10 protein-coding genes and 1 tRNA gene are annotated in these 15,692 nt (G+C 53.6%); 7 read left to right on the top strand and 4 right to left on the bottom strand.

All coding sequences use genetic code 11. The features are described from left to right. Positions 1-62 precede the first annotated feature (62 nt). The 5 genes from SH302x_RS19765 (at position 63) to SH302x_RS19785 (ending at position 6,928) form a co-directional block, all read left to right on the top strand. Positions 63-1,787 carry a fatty acid CoA ligase family protein gene (locus SH302x_RS19765; RefSeq protein WP_479364308.1) on the top strand — a complete coding sequence of 575 codons (1,725 nt, stop codon included), beginning with the start codon at positions 63-65 and terminating at the stop codon, positions 1,785-1,787. 467 nt (positions 1,788-2,254) lie between these two features. Beyond that, entirely contained in the window at positions 2,255-3,220 is a 966-nt protein-coding gene (locus tag SH302x_RS19770) for an SPFH domain-containing protein (protein ID WP_479364309.1), read from the top strand. A gap of 14 nt (positions 3,221-3,234) precedes the next feature. Continuing rightward, on the top strand, positions 3,235-3,447 hold the full coding sequence (locus SH302x_RS19775) for a type II toxin-antitoxin system antitoxin (RefSeq protein WP_479364310.1): 213 nt from the start codon (positions 3,235-3,237) through the stop codon (positions 3,445-3,447). A 362-nt stretch (positions 3,448-3,809) separates the two neighbouring features. Then, on the top strand, positions 3,810-5,303 hold the full coding sequence (glpK, locus tag SH302x_RS19780; RefSeq protein WP_479364312.1) for a glycerol kinase GlpK: 1,494 nt from the start codon (positions 3,810-3,812) through the stop codon (positions 5,301-5,303). Next, a complete protein-coding gene (locus SH302x_RS19785) occupies positions 5,300-6,928 on the top strand; it encodes a glycerol-3-phosphate dehydrogenase/oxidase (RefSeq protein ID WP_479364313.1) in 1,629 nt (542 codons plus the stop codon). The genes glpK and SH302x_RS19785 overlap by 4 nt, the downstream gene beginning before the upstream one ends. On the opposite strand, the gene SH302x_RS19790 is transcribed toward SH302x_RS19785, so the two are convergent. Beyond that, positions 6,898-7,794 (bottom strand): DNA adenine methylase, encoded by an 897-nt coding sequence (locus SH302x_RS19790; protein ID WP_479364315.1) that lies wholly within the window; start codon positions 7,792-7,794, stop codon positions 6,898-6,900. The genes SH302x_RS19785 and SH302x_RS19790 overlap by 31 nt on opposite strands. A gap of 42 nt (positions 7,795-7,836) precedes the next feature. After that, positions 7,837-7,918 (bottom strand) — tRNA-Ser (locus SH302x_RS19795). Between the two features lie 385 nt (positions 7,919-8,303). Between SH302x_RS19795 and SH302x_RS19800 the strand changes: the two genes are divergently transcribed. Continuing rightward, positions 8,304-9,836: an arylsulfatase gene (locus SH302x_RS19800; protein ID WP_479364316.1), complete on the top strand. Its 1,533-nt coding sequence runs from the start codon at positions 8,304-8,306 to the stop codon at positions 9,834-9,836. On the opposite strand, the gene SH302x_RS19805 is transcribed toward SH302x_RS19800, so the two are convergent. Next, a complete protein-coding gene (locus SH302x_RS19805; protein ID WP_479364317.1) occupies positions 9,814-12,987 on the bottom strand; it encodes an efflux RND transporter permease subunit in 3,174 nt (1,057 codons plus the stop codon). The two genes, SH302x_RS19800 and SH302x_RS19805, sit on opposite strands and share 23 nt — an antisense overlap. 245 nt (positions 12,988-13,232) lie before the next feature. Between SH302x_RS19805 and SH302x_RS19810 the strand changes: the two genes are divergently transcribed. Beyond that, positions 13,233-13,775, top strand: a complete 543-nt coding sequence (locus SH302x_RS19810) for a hypothetical protein (protein ID WP_479364318.1) — start codon at positions 13,233-13,235, stop codon at positions 13,773-13,775. Between the two features lie 855 nt (positions 13,776-14,630). Here SH302x_RS19810 and SH302x_RS19815 read toward each other — a convergent pair. Then, positions 14,631-15,506, bottom strand: coding sequence for a hypothetical protein (locus SH302x_RS19815; protein ID WP_479364319.1), 876 nt, complete (start codon positions 15,504-15,506; stop codon positions 14,631-14,633). Positions 15,507-15,692: the final 186 nt, after the last annotated feature.

The following is a 15,692-nucleotide window of genomic DNA, read 5'->3' on the forward strand; positions in this document are numbered from 1 at the left end:
CTGTTATTAGGTTGAATTGAACGGCTGTCAAGACGTCGTTGCCTCGGGTACAACAAAGCCTTATGAATTCCCTTCAAACGCCTGAAAACTACAACGTCGCGGTGCGACTTTCCGTGCACGCTCGAAACTTAGGCAATTCCATCGCGATTGCCTCGCCGGCCCAACATATACGGAAGGGCGCATATCGCTCCACGTCTGAGCGGGCGTATGACACCATCACATTTGCTGAACTGGATCGTCAAGTCGATTGCGTCGCGGCCGGACTGCAGACCACCGGCATGCAACCCGGTGATCGTATCGTGCTGTTAGTTCATTTCGGAGCAGACTTTATTACGCTGGTCCTAGCGTTACTAAAGATCGGCGTCACAGTCGTGCTGATTGATCCGGGTATGCCACGAGAGCATCTGCTGGCGTCCTTGCAGTCGGCCAATCCGGATGGTTTTGTCGCAATTGCTAAAGTTCAGTTTTTGCTGAAGTTCCTACGCAAAAAATTTCCCAACGCAAAAAAGAATATTACCGTTGGACCAACCTACGGCCTACTGCCAAAGCCGACCTATGCGACGTTGAAGCAGACCGATCGCTCCAAATTGCGTGTCCCCAAAGTTCAACCACATGACTCAGCGGCGATCATCTTCACGACCGGCAGCACTGGCCCTCCCAAAGGTGTGCATTACACGCATCTCATGTTTTGCTCTCAAGTCGACCAACTGACTTCACATTATGGTATTTCACCGGGGGGGGTAGATCTAGCTTGTTTCCCGCTGTTCGGCCTATTCGATGCCGTCATGGGTACGACCACCGTCATTCCAGATATGGATCCGATTCGACCAGCCGATGTTGATCCTCCTCGTTTGCTGGATGCAATCGACCAATGGCAGATCAACCAAGCCTTCGGATCACCGGCGCTGTGGCGATCGATTGGACGCTATTGTGATTCCAGCGCGCGGCACTGCCCCTCGCTGAAGTTCGTGTTGTCAGCAGGAGCTCCCGTGCCGCCTAGTACCCTGATGTCGATTCGCCAGATGATGCATCCCGATGGCTTGATGTTTACTCCGTATGGTGCCACGGAAGCACTGCCCGTCGCGTCGATTGAATCGCGCGAGGTCTTGGACGAGACGGCGCTGCTGACGGAGAATGGTCAAGGGACTTGTGTCGGCACACACTTTAGCGGCATCCGTTGGAAAGTCATCGCGATCAACGATTCTCCCATTGAAGACTTGGATGCCGCAATCGAGTTACCGAATCATGCCATTGGTGAGTTGATCGTTAGTGGCCCCGTGGTTTCCCAGCGATATGTCACGCGTGAAGATCAAAACGCGATGCACAAAATTCGCGATGGCGAAACGATTTGGCATCGCATGGGCGACGTTGGCTATTTGGACGATCGTGGGCGATTCTTCTACTGCGGTCGCAAAGCGCATCGTGTCGAAGTGAACGCCACCACCACGTTGTTCACGGAGCCCTGCGAATCGATTTTCAATCGTCATCCTCAAGTCGCACGTTCAGCGCTAGTGGGCGTTGGTCCAGAAGGAGCAAAGTCGCCGGTGCTGATTATCGAGCCGACTGATCCGCGACTATATCGATCGGCGGCTTCCAAGAAAAATCTGCTGAGCGATCTGAGGCGGATTGCTGATGCGCACGACCAAACCAAACTGGTTAAAACATATTTGGTATATCCGCAAGTGTTGCCGACGGACATTCGCCATAACTCGAAGATCTTCCGGGAACAATTGCAAGTTTGGGCGGCTAAGGAATTGGGCAAGTCAGATATTCACAAGGCGCCTTAGCCGAAACGCGATACCGTCGGTTCTCTCGGAAACCGTGAGCTATTACTCAATGGCTAGCTTGCCTAAATTCAAAAACTGATTTGCCCTGGGCTCGCGCCCTCCCCGGTCGCTCGTGAAACTCGCGTCCGACCCTCTTGCAGGAGGGTAAAGGCGGACGGTACGCCTGCTGTATGTAGTACCGCCTTCAGGCGGAATGGGATTGTGGTAACAGCGAGCACCAGGCTAAAGCCGGGACTACGAACTAAGACCGGCTAAAGCCGGGACTACGAACGAAACACCCATCCCCGGTCGCTCGTGGAACTCGCGTCGACCCTCCCGCAGGAGGGTAAAGACGCAGCGTGCTAAGCACCAATTGGGCTCGGATCGAAATTCTATAGAAATCAAGTTGACACGCCGATATTGAAGAGATATAAAAGTGATATCACTTTGATATTCATTCATCGATTCTTTGACGGTAGGTGTTGATCATGAGCACAGAAAAGCTGTATCAGCCGATGGCAGGCTGGCTTCCACTAACGATCGGTATCGCGGGTATCCCTGCGGCTATCTCGCTTCTCGTGTACACGATTCGCCAAGCGGATCGCTACGATATGCCAGCGAGCTACACGCTGGCCTTGATTCTGACTTCGGCCCTAATCTTGCTCGCTGCGATCTTGATCCTGTGTGGCCTGATCGCTGTCCAACCCAACGACGCTCGGGTGCTGCTGCTGTTTGGCAATTATCGCGGCACGGTACGCAAATCTGGGTTCTTCTGGGTGAACCCATTCTTTACCAAGACTACGATTACGCTCCGCGTCCGCAATTTTGAAACAGGCTCAATCGAAACGAAAGAAGCCAAGGATCAAGCGGGTAAGGTCATTCAAGCCAAGAGTCGCACGAGCGGTAGGCCTTCCAAAGTGAATGATCGCAATGGAAATCCAATCGAGATTTCGGCGGTTGTCGTCTGGCGAGTGGTAAATACGGCCGAAGCTTTATTCGAGGTGGATGACTACGAGCATTATGTTGCGGTTCAAAGTGAAGCCGCGCTGCGATCGCTAGCTTCACGGCATCCGTATGACAGTGAGGATCACGAAATCAGCTTGCGTGGCAGCACTACCGAGATCAGCGACCAATTGCAAAGCGACATCCAGGAGCGGCTAGAGACCGCGGGCGTGGAGGTCATTGAAGCTCGGATCTCGCATCTAGCGTACGCGCCTGAGATCGCCGCCGCAATGTTGCAGCGTCAGCAAGCGCATGCGGTGGTGGCTGCCCGTGCATTGATTGTGGAAGGAGCGGTGGGTATGGTTCAAATGGCATTGGATCACTTGGCGAAAGATAAAATCGTTGAGCTGGATGATGAACGCCGCGCCGCAATGGTATCGAACTTACTGGTAGTCTTGTGCAGCGACCGACATACACAGCCGGTCGTGAATGCAGGAAGCCTTTATAATTAAGGAATGCTTCAAGGATGGCTAAGCGAGATAGCTTTTTGCTACGCATTGATCCCAAAATCTTAGAAGCGATTCGAAAGTGGTCGGATGATGAACTGCGCAGCATGAATGCGCAAATTGAGTATCTGCTGACTCGGGTGTTGAAGGAAGCAGGCCGCTATCCCACCAACTCGGGGCAAGCAGCCGATCAAGATCCCAGCGCGAAGAAGCCCGAAGACTCTGAAACGTAGATTCGAATCGTACTGCCTCACCAAAACGTGGCACCATAAATTTTTTGGAATCAACATCCGCTTTTGATGGTTCGGCCGCAAGCGTTCGCGCCGCTTGAATCCGTCCGTCTTTCAGGGGCGAATCTCTTGCCGCAAAAGTATTCGCAATACAGGGCAAATCAGTTTCTGAATTTAGGCAAGCTAGCCGTTGAGCAATAGCTCACGGTTTCCGAGAGAACCGACGCTATCGCGTTTCGGCTCAGGCGCAATGTGAATATCTGACTTGCCCTGATTCGCAATAAGCCAGGCTCACACGGCTTGATGATCTTGCGTTAAAATGTAGTGTGTACTGGCGATCCTCCCCACCTCAAGTGAGTAACACTGTGTCATTTGTCCTCAGTTTCGACCAAGGAACAACCAGCTCCCGAGCTATTCTGTTTGACCATGCTGGCTCAATCGTTGGAAAAGCTCAACGTGAATTTCGGCAGCTTTATCCACAACCCGGTTGGGTTGAGCATGATGCAGCAGAGATTTGGGAATCGCAATTGCAAGTGGGCCGCGAAGCGTTAGCCAGTTGCAATCTCAGGTCTGGCAATATCGCGGCCATTGGGATAACCAACCAGCGAGAAACGACGGTGCTGTGGGATCGCGCAAGCGGAAAACCGATTCACAACGCCATCGTGTGGCAAGATCGACGCACCGCCGGTCTGTGCGATAGCCTGCGAGCCGCTGGTCATACGCAGATGGTTCAAGACAAAACGGGGCTGATCATCGATGCTTATTTTTGTGCCACCAAGCTTCGGTGGTTGCTTGATGAAGTGCCCGGGGCTAGACAACGCGCCGAGCGAGGCGAATTGGCTTTTGGAACGATCGACAGTTGGCTGCTCTGGAATTTAACTGGAGGCCAAGTGCATGCGATCGATTTGACGAACGCTTCTAGGACCATGTTAATGAATATCCAATCGCAGCAGTGGGACCAAGAGCTGCTGGAGTTATTCGCTATTCCTGAAGCGGTATTGCCAACAATTCGCCCCTCTAGTTTTCTCTTTGGTCAAACGGTGCCTGAGCTGTTTGATGGGCCAATCAAGATCGCTGGTGCCGCTGGCGACCAACAAGCTGCGCTCTTCGGACAAAACTGTTTCGAGCATGGCATGGCGAAGAATACTTATGGCACCGGGTGCTTCATGCTGATGAATGTCGGCACTTCACCGCTGCAGTCGAAGCACAAGCTGTTGACGTCGATCGCTTGCAGCACCGGCAACGAGGTTCAATACGCCCTGGAAGGCAGTGTCTTTGTCGCTGGAGCTGCCGTGCAATGGTTGCGAGATGGGTTAGGCATTATTGAAACTTCGCCTGAAGTGGAATCGTTGGCGGCGTCGGTGCCGGATAGCGATGGCGTGTATGTTGTTCCCGCGTTTGCAGGGCTCGGGGCACCTTATTGGGACGCCTATGCGCGAGGAGCGATCGTGGGAATCACTCGGGGGACTACCAAAGCTCATCTGGCACGAGCAACCTTGGAGGGGATCGCTTTTCAAGTTGCCGATGTGCTGGATGCCATGCGACAAGACGCCAATATCCCCATTAAAGAATTGAGAGTAGATGGTGGGGCGGCCGCCAATGATTTGCTGATGCAATTTCAAGCGGACATTCTACAAGTCGCTGTAGTTCGTCCCAAAGTCATCGAAACGACAGCGCTGGGCGCGGCATTTTTAGCAGGCCTGGCCGTAGGCTATTGGAGCGACGCAAGCGTGATCACGAAGATCTGGCAAACCGATCGCATCTTTGAGCCACAGATGGCCGACGCGGAAGTCAAACGCCGCAGGTCACGATGGTCCGAAGCTCTTCAGCGTTCGCGTGCATGGGAGGAAGTGGCGTGAGTGAACTGCCGCCAGCTCTTTCGCGTTCGACGTCTTTGCAAAATATAAACAACCGCACTACGCCGTGGGACTTGATTGTAATCGGTGGCGGAGCGACTGGAGTTGGAATCGCCATGGATGCAGCCCAACGTGGATTGGACTGCCTGCTTGTCGAGCAATCGGATTTTGGCAAAGGCACATCCAGCCGCAGCACCAAGCTTGTGCATGGCGGCGTGCGGTACCTGCGACAAGGCAACCTGACACTAGTTCGCGATGCACTGCGCGAGCGAGCTTTGCTGTTGAACAATGCGCCACACTTAGTCCACGATCTATCGTTCTTGATACCCTGCCAGAACTGGTGGCAACGATTCTTTTATGGCACGGGGCTCAAGCTGTACGACTTTTTGTCCACTCATGCTAGTTTTGGCCGATCGCGAACGACTGGGTTTCAAGTCGCACAACAGCTTGCGCCAACAGTTGACTCAAAAAAGATGCAAGCTGGAGTGGTCTACCATGACGGCCAGTTTGATGACGCTCGACTGCTGATCAACATGGTTCGTACGGCGCTTGACAGCGGTGCTTGTTTAGCAAACTACATCAGCGTACAGCGTTTGCTGAAGAACGCAGAGGGCAAGGTGAGTGGAGTTGTCTTGCGCGATGAAGAGTCGCAAGCAGAACTGCAAGCGATGGGGCATTGCATCGTGAACGCAACCGGTCCGTTCTGCGATACCATCCGCAAATTGGATGACCAACACTGCCAGCCGATGGTGGCGGCCAGTCAAGGCATCCATATCGTGATTCCACGTCGCTTTTTTCCTGGCGAAGTGGCATTGATGGTCCCAAAGACCAGCGACGGCCGCGTTCTGTTCTTGATACCTTGGCATGATCGCGTCGTCGTAGGAACAACCGATACGCCAATAGAACACGCCACGTTGGAACCGCGAGCGCAAGCGGATGAAATTCAATTCTTGTTGGACACGCTTGCCGAGTACTTAACGCATCCGCCCAAATTAGCGGACATCACCAGTGTATTTACTGGCGTTCGGCCGTTGGTGCGCGGCGACAAGTCGGCGCGCACTGCATCGCTGGCACGCGATCATGTGATTCAGCAGTCCGAATCGGGCATGTTGACCATCACCGGTGGCAAGTGGACTACGGTTCGCAAAATGAGTGAAGATTGCGTGGACCGCGTACTGCAAGCTTTAGGCCGCTCGGCAATCGCATGCACCACGGATCGGCTGGCGATTCATGGATCGCCAACTACTCGAACCACCGCCAGCGACGCTCGACGAACTCAAGCGAGCGACTTGAATCGAGCGTACTATGGAACAGACTTGGCGGCTATCGAGCAGTTGGAGGCCGCCGATAACACGCTGGCCTTTACCTTTCATCATGATTTGCCGATTCGACGTTCTGACGTGTTCTGGGCAGTACGAATGGAAATGGCAAGGACGTTGGAAGATGTGCTTGCGAGGCGAACGCGTTGCTTGTTTCTGGACAGTGCGGCAAGTGTTCAGATCGCTAGGCCAGTTGCCCAGTGGATGAGCGAACTGATGTTGCACGATAAGGCTTGGATTGAACGACAAGTTGCCGAATTCGAAGCGACGGCAAAGAACTACTTGCCTGGTGAAATCGCAGGCGCGTAGTTGCACCACAGGCATTCGGTTTTGGTCTCTTTGACTTTTCCGCTAGCCGCTTTGTTGTCGATCAAATACTCATGACGAATGAAGCCGTGCTGCTGCTCCCACTGGCTGTACAAATCGCTGGGATAGCCGCTCAGCATAAACTTGCCTTCGATCGCGGCCAACGTATCCAGCAATTCGCGATGCTGTTCCAGCGACATTTCATGAGCGTACTCGCCGGTGGTAGAACGTGACTCATGCACATAGGGTGGGTCGCAATAAAACAGTGTGGTCGGTCCATCTTGCTTGCGAATAACATCTAGAGCGTTCTGATTCAGGATCACGACGTTGCGCAATCGAGCATGCACGTCTGGCAATCCTTCGACGACGTTCAACCAAGCGGAAACTTGTTCGTTGATGCGAGATCGAGTTCGATTGCGAGATAGCGTAGCAAAATCGCGCATCAAACCTTGTCGCGATTGCCTGGCGAGAATGAAGAAGCGAACCGCGCGCTCGACTGGCGTAGCATCTGCGGTTGCATCTTCAGTATGGGAAGATGCGTAAGCTTCCTCAAATTCGGCTTGGCTAAACGGAGTCAGTTCGATGCGATGGCGGAAGGCTTCGAAGTCGTCAGGCTTCTGCAGCACTCGCCAGAAGTTAATCAGCTCGCCATGAAGATCGTTGACCACCTCACTGCAGCCACTCTCTGCGGCCGCAAGTTTCTTTTGCCCAGTCGCCATCCAATCGCGATTGGTGTCGCGAGCCAGCAAGATACCGCCGCCACCGAAAAAAGGCTCGACATAATGCAAATGGGGCGGCATCAAGTCGATGATCCATTTGCGCAGATAGTATTTGCCACCATGCCACTTGAGAGGTTGCGTCAACGTCATGCTAAAAATCAAGTGCGGCGGGATTTAAGATATGCGATCAAGCGGAGGGCACGGGACTCGAACCCGCAACCCCTTACGGGGCACTTCATTTCCAATGAAGCCGCTAGCCATTCGCTTACCCTCCAACGATTCGAAGATTCTCGCTGACCAGCGGCAACCGCCCGCCATAGAAACTCGAATTCTCCGATAGCTTAGCAAATTCATCGATTCATGGAATAGGTTTCGGGCCAAGATCTGGATTCAATAGCGGAAGGCGGGACTGCGAACAATCCATTTTCTGCGGAATGGCAGGGCTAGTCAGTTTTCCAGTCTGCGCGATTAGCCGGAATGCGTTAGCATCGGTTCTCTTGGAAACCGTGAGCTCAACGGCTGATTGACTTGGATTCAAAAAATGACTTGCCCTGCGTGGAATGGCCCTCGTCTAGCTTTCGCGAGCCCTTAGCTACACAATAGGTGAACTCGACTTAACCTCCCCAAAGTTTCCTGCCGACCCCCAAGGGCCCCTCAGCATGCTCCATCTTCAACTTTGCATTCGGCGTCTTCCGTACGCTTTGCTCGCGTTCATGTGTTTTACGAGCGTCGTATGCTTGAGCGAGCGTCGATGCCAAGCCCTTCCGCCCCCCAACGTCATTTTGGTGATGACCGATGATCAAGGATACGGGGCACTGGGACGCCATGGCAATTCGTGGCTCCGCACGCCCCATTTGGACCAACTGTATGATCGCAGCGTTCGCTTTGATCGCTTCTTGGTTTCACCAACTTGCGCCCCGACGCGATCGGCGATTATGACAGGCCGACACTCGATGAAAAATGGCATCACACACACCATTCTGGAACGCGAACGAATGGCACTTGATGCGGTGACTTTGCCAGAGATCTTGCGACAGGCGGGCTACAGCACAGGCATCTTCGGCAAATGGCACTTAGGCGATGAAGACGCTTATCAGCCTCAGAACCGTGGCTTTGATGAAGCTTTCATTCACGGGGGGGGCGGTATCGGCCAAGCGTATGATTGCTCCTGCGCCGATGTTCCCAACAACAGTTACTTCAATCCGATCGTGCGCCATAATGGAACTTTCAAGCAAACGGAAGGCTTTTGCACGGACGTATTCTTTTCCGCCGCGTTGGATTGGATTGATCAACAACTGCAGGATCACTCGCGCTATTTCGCCTACATCGCAACCAACGCCCCCCATTCTCCCTACCATGCTCCGCCATCGAACATCCAACGTTTCCGAGCTCTTGGTTTCGATGACAATGCCGCGGGCTTTTACGGAATGATCGAAAACATCGACGAGAACATGGGCCGATTGGTGAAGTTCCTGACGGAGCGTAACGAATGGGAGAACACCTTGTTGATCTTCATGTCCGACAACGGCATGGCTCATGAAGGGTTCCAGCAAGGCAAACCGCTGGGCAATGACGCATCTGGCAGAGAACTGCTTGGCTGGAATGCGGATATGAAAGGGCTAAAGAACTCGCCAGACGAAGGCGGCGTGCGTGTGCCCTTCTTCGTCCGTTGGGAAAACCGATTACGCCCTGGGGTATCGATCGATACGCTCGCAGCGCACATCGATATCATGCCGACACTGGCCGAACTGTGCCGCGCACCATTGCCTGACAATGGTCAAATCGAAGGCCGGTCCTTAATTCCATTGCTTAATCAGGCCAATGGTTTAGACGATATCGATGCCAAGCAATGGGCTGATCGGTATCTGTTCACCCACGTTGGCCGTTGGCCGACCGGCGCAAAGATCGACGATTATCGCACGAAGGGTTACGCAGTACGCAACCAACAATTTCGTTTGGTGAATGGAGAACTGTTTGACATGAAAAACGATACAGGTCAATCCACCAACATCCGTGACCAACAACCTGAAATTGCGGCGGCGATGGAAGCTGCCTTTGACACGTTTTGGGAGCAAGCCAAGCCGATGATGATCAATGAAACTGCCCCCATGTCTCCGGTGCGGCCGTACTGGCAAGCGTTCGAGCAGCAGAAAAACTCCGCTGGCATTCCTAAGTGGACTGCCCGACGTTGACCTCGGTGGGCTGACGCTTCAGCGGCTTGAAGTACCAATGTGTGACCCCACGCAACCAGCGCTGCACGTCATCGACTGCTAGCATCGAGCAGGGGATTAGGTACAACGTGACGCCGGTGGCAAACACTACTCCAAAAGCTAACGAGACCGCCATCGGTATTAAGAATTGAGCTTGCAGGGAAGGGTCGGAAAGCAACGGCAAAAGTCCAACGAATGTGGTCACAGAAGTCAGCATAATGGGGCGAAATCGCCGGCAGCCCGCTTCCAAGGCACTCTGCAGCAAGCTCACGCCACGCGACCGCTGTTGATTGATGTAGTCAACCATCACCAGCGTGTCGTTCACTGCGACGCCAGCCAGGGCCAGCATCCCGAAGACCGACAGGTACGAGGGCACCATCTCCATGTAGATATGCCCCAGCAACGCACCCACGATGGCAAACGGAATTGCGAGCATGACAAAGATCGGCTGCAGCAACGACTGCAATGGAATCGCCAACATGCCGTAGAGTGTGAAGAGCAACAGCCCGGCACCGATCAAAGTTTGTCGACGTGTTTCTTCGGCTTCCGCCACGTAACCCGTGAACTTATAGCTGAGCCCATGCTTGACACAAAGCTCATCCAAACGCGGTGCGATCCTTTTCGCAATCCCGATCATGTCGACCGTTTCGTCCACGGGTTGAGCTCCACAGCGAATGATCTCCGCGCGATCGTTGCGTTCGACGAAGGATGGTGCTTTCGTAAACGCAATCGTGGCCACTGTAGAAAGCGGGACATCAGCGCCCCTTGGCGTGCGAATCTTCAATTGGTCCAGCGTATTAAGCGACTCGCGATCGACGCGTGGCAGTCGAACCATGACGCGGACGTCATCAATGCCGCGTTGCACGCGTTGCGCTTCTTCGCCAAAGAACGCTTGGCGTACTTGTTGTGCAAGTAAAGCTTGAGTCAAACCGAGTTCTGCTGCTCGAGGTTTGAGCGACAGTTCCAATTCGTCTTGCCCCATATTCACTTCGGCCCACGCCGTACTGATCCCTTCATATTCCTCCAACATCTCTTTGATCTCGTAAGCGACCTCGGCCTTTTCAGGCGAGGAAGGACCACGCAGTTCCAGGCTCAAAAATTCTTCGTTATCTTCACCTCGGACCAACGTAGAATCAGAATAGATTCGAAAGTTCGTAGCCTCTGGTATTGGGCCAACGATTTCCAGCCATCGTTTGGACAGCTCGCTGTTCTTAGGGCCCGGTTCACTGCGCAAATCAGGCGAAAGGATCTCCACTGAAACTTGACCAGCAGATTTCTCATAAGGTCGGCCCGCCGAGCGAGCCCCGATGGTCTTAGAAAAGTTCTTGATCAGCGACCTGTTGGTCGCTGGATCAACAAACTCTTCTGCCAACTGCATCAAGCCCGCTTCAATGCGATCAATGTAAGCGGCAGTTACTTCCAAAGGAGTATTATCAGGCAGCTTCAGAACGGCGGTAATTCGCTGGCGATCCACGGTGGGGAACGAGACAAACCCCATACGACCGCCTACGCAGTAACCCACCATGGCCAGCATGATGGCTGAAAAAAACGCTAGCACGCTTAGACGATTGCGTACGGCAAACACCAACGACGGTTGGTAAACGCGATCAATAAAGTACTCCAGACCACTCGCGATCTTTTGTTGGAACCTGGCGAACCAATTCGCTCCAGCATCCTTTCGAATATGTTTCAAGTGCGATGGCAAGATGAACTTCGATTCCACCAGCGAAAACAAAAGCACTGCGATCACCACAGGCGGAATCTGTTTTGCAAAGTCCCCCCACGTGCCATCAAAAAACATCAGCGGAATGAACGCGACCATCGTCGTCAGTGCACCGAACGTCACCGGTTTGGTCACTTCTTCCGCACCAGTGATCGCGGCTTCCAGCGGCGGCATGCCCTCTTTGATCTTGGAATAGATACTCTCTCCGGTAACGATCGCATCATCCACCACGATACCAACCACGATAATGAACCCGAACAAGCTCATGATGTTCGCGGTCATCCCCATGAACGGCATCACCATCGCCGCGCCTGCGAATCCGAAAGGAATCCCAACAACGATCCAAAACGCCAGCGTCGGACGCAAGAACAACCCCAAGACAATGAGAACCAAAGCACCGCCTTGCAGCAATGAACCAATCAGTGTGCTCAAGCGTCCGCGAATGGAAATCGATTCGTCATCCCAAACATACAGTTCAATGCCGTCAGGGAATCGTGTTCGAGCAGAATCGCAGTACGCGCGCACTTTGTTCGAGATATCGATGGCACTTTCATTACCGACCCGCATGACTTTGATAAACAAAGCGGGTTTGCCATTGAAGCGCACCGACTTCTCTCCATCTTCAAAGCCATCGCGAACATCGGCCACGTCACCGATCTTGAGTACCGCGCCGTCCACCGCGCGGATAGGGATACTGGCAAAGTCGGCTGCCGCATACGCTTGCCCCCGCGTACGGACCACAAAGGTCCCGCTTTCACTATCGATCGCGCCGGCTGGCATATCGATAGAGAACATCCGGATGGCATCGACAATATCTTGGAAGCTTAAGCCATAGGAGCGAAGCTTTTCAGCGTTCGCTTCAATCGAAAACTCTTGGCGTCGTGCGCCCATCAAAGTTGTTCGGCTGATACCTGGGATTTCTTGTAGATCTTCTTGAGCACGACGAGCAACGTTGATCAACCCATGTTCATCCAAATCGCCCGTCACCGCAACGTTCAAGACTTCGAACGCGTTGGACGAATCCGGAATGAAAATCCGAGGGCGTTCTGTTTCGGCAGGAAACGTGTTGATCGTATCGATGCGGCCTTTGACGTCATCCAGCAGAACCTGCAAGTCCGTATTTTTTTCGGCCCGCAGCATGATTCTGGCCATCCCCCGCGAACCGTCCGCGTCCAGATGCTTGATCCCTTTGATGCCCTCCAAGGCTTGTTCGACCGGGATCAGGATCGCGCGTTCGACATCTTTGGCAGTGGCGCCGCGATAGGGCATTTCGATAATGACGGTGTTCCAACTGAGCTTGGGAGTGACTTCCAGTGGGACATGAAAGAACGCGGCGTATACACCCGCGACCAAGACACCCATAAGTAGAAAGTTTGCCGCGATGCCGTTCTGAGCGAACCAGCGAATCATCGAATCGTCCTATGAGTTGGCGGGGATCAAGTGAGGGGGAGGAGAGAAGTAAGTGTACATCTCAGGCAGGAAAATCCTTTGTACTCGCGATGATTCGTTTGAACAAGTATCGCAGGGAAATTGCGGTCTAACTTTCGTGAAGTCCGCAGAAGCGACTTTTTCGCTCTTGACATTGCGGCGCGAGAAAATTAAATCAAAGAGTGGGTAGTGTGCAGTAACCTCAACATGTTACAAGGCATACCAGTATGCAAGACAACAAAAACCAAAATGATAGTTCGCTTCTAGATCGATTCTTTTGCGGAATGGCCGAGTACATCTTCCACTCCAAGCTCGGGGTGGCTGATGGTGAATTGGTGGCTTATGTCAGCGACCTCTTGGTTCGTTTTACTAAGACAGACGCATTGCTGCGGATCCGTCAGTTAGATGGTCGGCCGGCAAGTGAAGTCGTCACATTGATGACGGAGGCTGAATCGCGTATCGGCGTCGCCAAACGTGAGGTACATCGTCACATTGGCGATTTCACGTTGTTCTGGACGGGATTGTATCCTGAATCTTTGCGAGAGTCCGCGCACAAGAAGCGCGCGGACAGGTTTCATGCTTATATCGAGCATGGCAAGCGAGCTTATGAGATTGCCAGCGAGATTGAGCCGGTGACTGAACCAGCAGTGCCATCGGAGTTGTTATTTCGTTTGAGCCAGCAGTTTGACCTATGCGCTTACGGTCTTCGCGAAGTCCGTCGTCAATGGGAAGCCGGCGACAACGACATCAGTTCGAACCTCGTAATTTGAATCGGTATACCTCTTCGTTGAACCGTCAGCCGAAGGCGTACGCTTTTCTTCTTCACCCTCCCATCGGGAGGGTCGGCCGCGAGTCCCACGAGCGTCCGGGGAGGGGGGCTATCGCTATGCCAACGCACCAGATGATTCAGCATCGACTTTGTTTAACGTCAGCCGAAGGCGTACGCGTTTCTTCTTCACCCTCCCATCGGGAGGGTCGGCCGCGAGTTCCGCGAGCGTCCGGGGAGGGGGGCTATCGCTATGCCAACGCACCAGATGATTCAGCATCGACTTCGTTTAACCGTCAGCCGAAGGCGTACGCGTTTCTTCTTTACCCTCCCATCGGGAGGGTCGGCCGCGAGTCCCACGAGCGTCCGGGGGGGGGGGCTATCGCTATGCCAACGCACCAGATGATTCGGCATCGTTTTTGTTTAACCGTCAGCCGAAGGCGTACGCTTTTCTTCTTCACCCTCCCATCGGGAGGGTCGGCCGCGAGTTCCGCGAGCGTCCGGGGAGGGGGGGGACTATGCCAACGCACCAGATGATTCAGCATCGACTTCGTTTAACCGTCAGCCGAAGGCGTACGCGTTTCTTCTTTACCCTCCCATCGGGAGGGTCGGCCGCGAGTTCCGCGAGCGTCCGGGGAGGGGGGCTATCGCTATGCCAACGCACCAGATGATTCAGCATCGACTTTGTTTAACGTCAGCCGAAGGCGTACGCGTTTCTTCTTCACCCTCCCATCGGGAGGGTCGGCCGCGAGTTCCGCGAGCGTCCGGGGAGGGGGGGGACTATGCCAACGCACCAGATGATTCAGCATCGACGTCGTTTAACCGTCAGCCGAAGGCGTACGCGAGCCCTGGGCAGCGCTTAGTAGCCTCCAAACATCATTCGCATACAGCTCAATGCCCCCTCAGGTGAATTGCACCATTGGAATTGTCGGTAGGGTTCCGAGTACCGTATTTCATCTTTCAGTTGGTCGTATTGTTTGTGCATCCACTCCTTCAATGCGTCAGTAACTCCCAACTTGCTATCAAGGTAGTCCAAGAGCAAACCGACGCCGAGACCAACAACAACCGTCGCTCCAACGGTTACCACAACCGGCAAGGCGAACGTCGCGCTTGCTGCCGCAGCAGCCGTCGCGGCCACCATCATCGCTCCGGTTGCAATGACGGTTTTGGCAAGGTCCGTTGCCATCTCGGCCGCGCCATCGATAAAGTCTTTGTCGTCGCTGATGACGGTCTCAAGAATATTGATGCCCGAGATGAAGACAAACGAGAAGACCGCCCCGCTTCGCAACGAACTCTTGGTCGCTGTTTTGCCAATCTGATAGCTCAGTACCTTCGCGTTATCGGCGAGAAACTTTGTGCCAGTAAAAATGGTTCGTTGTCCAGCGTAACCTTTGAAGACGATGTATGTCTTCCCCTTAATCACCTTTTCATAGTAGGTGCCCCTGAAGCCAAAATCATTAAACAGGGTACGCAGGGCTGGCGGGTCTTTGATAGTTTGTGCGATGAAAGCGGCTACTGTCTCACCATAGGTCTGCACTTTCTCACCATGGGTCTGCATCAATTCGGTAAGCAACGGCACCAACTCCGTCTTCGATACCACCACGACCTCTCGGTCGCCGCCGCCTTCTTGAATGATCTGGCAGATTGGCTGCGTCTCCTTCCCGACAGATGTGCGAGTTGAACCGTTCGCGGCTGGCCTTGCGCCGCCACAGGATGTTGGACGTGGATCTGACATTGGTTAATGCTCCGGTGGGTAATTAAAGTTTTCAATGGGATTTAGCAATGTCACTGTTGGCGAAAAACCCCGGGGGCTTGGGGCTGGACCCAAACACGAAAACACAGCCTTTAGTCCATTCAACTACTAAGCTAAACTAACACACCGCTTACGCTACTCACGCTGGGCAAAAACATGCTCACGTTG

The sequence above is a fragment of the Njordella calcicola genome, assembly GCF_056494125.1.

What these genes read in the sequence shown, in the direction of transcription:
- SH302x_RS19775 (WP_479364310.1), top strand. Translation starts at nt 3,235, where the DNA reads ATGGCTAAGCGAGATAGCTTTTTGCTACGCATTGATCCCAAAATCTTA.
- SH302x_RS19770 (WP_479364309.1), top strand. Translation starts at nt 2,255, where the DNA reads ATGAGCACAGAAAAGCTGTATCAGCCGATGGCAGGCTGGCTTCCACTA.
- SH302x_RS19810 (WP_479364318.1), top strand. Translation starts at nt 13,233, where the DNA reads ATGCAAGACAACAAAAACCAAAATGATAGTTCGCTTCTAGATCGATTC.
- SH302x_RS19765 (WP_479364308.1), top strand. Translation starts at nt 63, where the DNA reads ATGAATTCCCTTCAAACGCCTGAAAACTACAACGTCGCGGTGCGACTT.
- SH302x_RS19790 (WP_479364315.1), bottom strand. Translation starts at nt 7,794, where the DNA reads ATGACGTTGACGCAACCTCTCAAGTGGCATGGTGGCAAATACTATCTG.
- SH302x_RS19805 (WP_479364317.1), bottom strand. Translation starts at nt 12,987, where the DNA reads ATGATTCGCTGGTTCGCTCAGAACGGCATCGCGGCAAACTTTCTACTT.
- SH302x_RS19815 (WP_479364319.1), bottom strand. Translation starts at nt 15,506, where the DNA reads ATGTCAGATCCACGTCCAACATCCTGTGGCGGCGCAAGGCCAGCCGCG.
- SH302x_RS19800 (WP_479364316.1), top strand. Translation starts at nt 8,304, where the DNA reads ATGCTCCATCTTCAACTTTGCATTCGGCGTCTTCCGTACGCTTTGCTC.